This window comes from Bacillus mycoides (genome assembly GCF_001757995.1).
Taxonomy (GTDB): domain Bacteria; phylum Bacillota; class Bacilli; order Bacillales; family Bacillaceae_G; genus Bacillus_A; species Bacillus_A mycoides_B.
Map to the genome: position 1 here is coordinate 1 of NZ_LXLV01000008.1, position 2,648 is coordinate 2,648.

At 33.3% G+C, this 2,648-nt stretch carries 3 protein-coding genes and 1 rRNA gene; 3 read left to right on the forward strand and 1 reads right to left on the reverse strand.

Annotated features, from left to right (window positions below):
- Both rrf and BWGOE10_RS01470 read left to right on the forward strand, forming a co-directional pair.
- A 5S ribosomal RNA gene (rrf, locus tag BWGOE10_RS01465) occupies positions 1 to 115 on the forward strand.
- A gap of 375 nt (positions 116 to 490) precedes the next feature.
- A complete protein-coding gene (locus tag BWGOE10_RS01470; protein WP_070140634.1) occupies positions 491 to 1,420 on the forward strand; it encodes a DMT family transporter in 930 nt (309 codons plus the stop codon).
- Positions 1,421 to 1,492: 72 nt separating this feature from the next.
- Here BWGOE10_RS01470 and tnpA read toward each other — a convergent pair whose 3' ends face one another.
- The gene (gene tnpA / locus BWGOE10_RS01475) at positions 1,493 to 1,873 is read right to left on the reverse strand and encodes an IS200/IS605 family transposase (RefSeq protein ID WP_070140635.1); all 381 of its coding nucleotides are present in this window, start codon (positions 1,871 to 1,873) and stop codon (positions 1,493 to 1,495) included.
- Positions 1,874 to 1,965: 92 nt separating this feature from the next.
- Between tnpA and BWGOE10_RS01480 the strand changes: the two genes are divergently transcribed.
- Positions 1,966 to 2,220 carry a hypothetical protein gene (locus tag BWGOE10_RS01480; RefSeq protein WP_070140636.1) on the forward strand — a complete coding sequence of 85 codons (255 nt, stop codon included), beginning with the start codon at positions 1,966 to 1,968 and terminating at the stop codon, positions 2,218 to 2,220.
- Positions 2,221 to 2,648: the final 428 nt, after the last annotated feature.

Below are 2,648 nucleotides of genomic sequence, written 5' to 3' on the forward strand. Positions count from 1 at the left end.
TTTGTGATGATGGCAGAGAGGTCACACCCGTTCCCATACCGAACACGGAAGTTAAGCTCTCTAGCGCCGATGGTAGTTGGGACCTTGTCCCTGTGAGAGTAGGACGTCGCCAAGCAAAAACCTAAGTCGTTTCGACTTAGGTCTTTTTGTGTTTATTTTTATTTACCGAAGGTTAAAATCCATAAATTTAATAATCCTAAAGAAGAAAAAAAGAAATAGAAACGGTATAAAATAAAATTTGGATATTAAAGTGATAAGAAGGTTATAAAGTAATACGTTTAAATATTAATTGAAGGTAAGGATTACCTTTTTATGTTAATTCAGTTATAGAATGAACATAATGTTTTTAATCTAATATGAAAAGGTTATGCGGAAAAGAGCTGGATGGCTATTTTTCACATAACCTTTTTGTGGTTTTAAAGGATTTTACTTAAGAAAAAATCTATAATTGAGGTAGTTAACATATATTTTTTGATGGGTGTGGGGGATTATGAAAGAAATATGCATGTTATTAGTGGCTGTTATATTATGGGGGACGGCAATTGCGCCAACGAAATGGGCATTAGAATCTATTCAACCATTTACTTTGTTATTTATTCGTCTTTTCTTCGCAGGGGGAATTTGTATGCTTTTTTCATATGGCCAACTTCAAAAAGCAATCGTACATAAACATATTCCATGGAAAAGAATGAGTTTGCTATCTTTTACTGGTGTAGCTGGGTACTTTATGTTCACATCCTACGGGATTTCTTTAACAAGTGGATTACATGTTAGTATCATTGATGCTGCATTGCCATTAGTTACAATTCTTCTTTCAGCGTTATTTTTGAAAGAGAAAATTCAGCTGAATTATTGGATTGGAATTATATTGGGCGCTATAGGAGTACTTCTTATTACAATTCCATCTAACAATACGAATCAAGAGGTGTCTTTAATAGGAGATATACTTATATTATTAAGCACCTTTTTATTTGCTATCTACACAGTTTTGTTAAAACGGCCAAAACAAGAACAGTATCTATCAAACAAGGTTTTTACAACACTAACTTTAATTATTGGAGCTGTTATTCTATTACCATTTGCAATGGTAGAAACTTTTTACTACGGTTTCCCAGAGATTGAAACGTGGAAGACAGGATTTAGTGTAATGTATCTTGTTATTGGGGCAACAATTTTAGCATATTGGTTTTGGAATAAAGCGTTAGAGACAGTCTCAGCATCAGTAAGTGGATTATATTTAAATGCATTACCGTTAATAAGTATTGTTTCTTCAATTGTTTTATTAAATGAATCTTTAACATGGAGGGTGGTAATTGGAGCTAGCTTAGTTTTATTTGGAGTGATATGGGCGGATAAACAGAAATTAATTGATTTATTTCTGCCAGGTGATCGACGTATTAAAGATAATAAAGAGTGTTAAAGTGTGTCAATAAGAAGAAGGAGCGTCTTGTGTATGTAATGAGATGTTCCTTTTTTATTATTTTCACTGATTCTATATGTAGGCACGTATAACTTCAATTGGTGCAACTCCCGTTGTAAGTAACATGTGACTTCTACTCCAAAAATACGGTTTCCAGTAAAAAGGTTTCAATTCATCTGGGAACTCCTTTCGTATATAGAGGGAAGTAACTGTTTTAAAACTATTCACAACGTTAGCTAAGTGAATTTGTAGCGGAGCATCAAACAGGATATGTATGTGATCCTCTTCATCATTCATTTCCATAAGGGTACAAATCCACTTTGTAAATAGGTTGTGAGCAATTTCCTCGAGCCTATTTTTTATGTCTTCATTGATACAAGGATACCTATATTTTGTGAAAATAACTAAATGATATATTAGTTTATAGGGGGTGTCTATTCTTGTTACATTCATGCATGAAATCCCCCCTTATTATTTTACAACTAAATTAATACAGGTTACATTTTTAACATACTCAAATACGAAAAGGAAGGAGGGTTTGTTGGATGTCCGCGACAAAATCTAAAACTCTAAAACATAAAACAACAAATCAAACAAACATTTTTGAACTAACGATTCAAATTTTAAATGAAGCACTTTCGTATTTTATGAATGTTATTGATAAAGAATTTTTAAGTTTGGACGATTGGAACGCAAAAAGAATCGTACCGGCCGTGGAAATATTGGTGCATACTACGAAAATAAATACACTTCCTAAATATAAAGAGTTCAACCAACGGTTTTATAAATTCCCTAGTTAGTTCAGGCGGTCGCACCAGTGGTGTGAAAATGCTCGAGTTAACCGTATTTATGATGAAGGATGCTCCATCAAAATCTATGAATTAGGTGGAGAGGTTCACTAACTAAAATTAATAATAAAAATACCTTTGGAATTATTTTTATTATTAATTGAATAAAAGGTGTTGACGATTATCCTATAGAGGTGTAATATAGAACAAGTCGCCGGTAGCAACAACGCAGAAAGCGACAAACGAAATAAAAAAACTTAGTTGACATTACAAATTGGAAATGTTAACATAAGGGAGTCGCAAATGAGCGACGAAGTAGTTCTTTGAAAACTGAACGAAACAAACAACGTGAACGTCAATTTTTATTTTTAGATGCTAGACAAACTAACTTTATTGGAGAGTTTGATCCTGGCTCAGGATGAACGCTGGCGGCGTGCCTA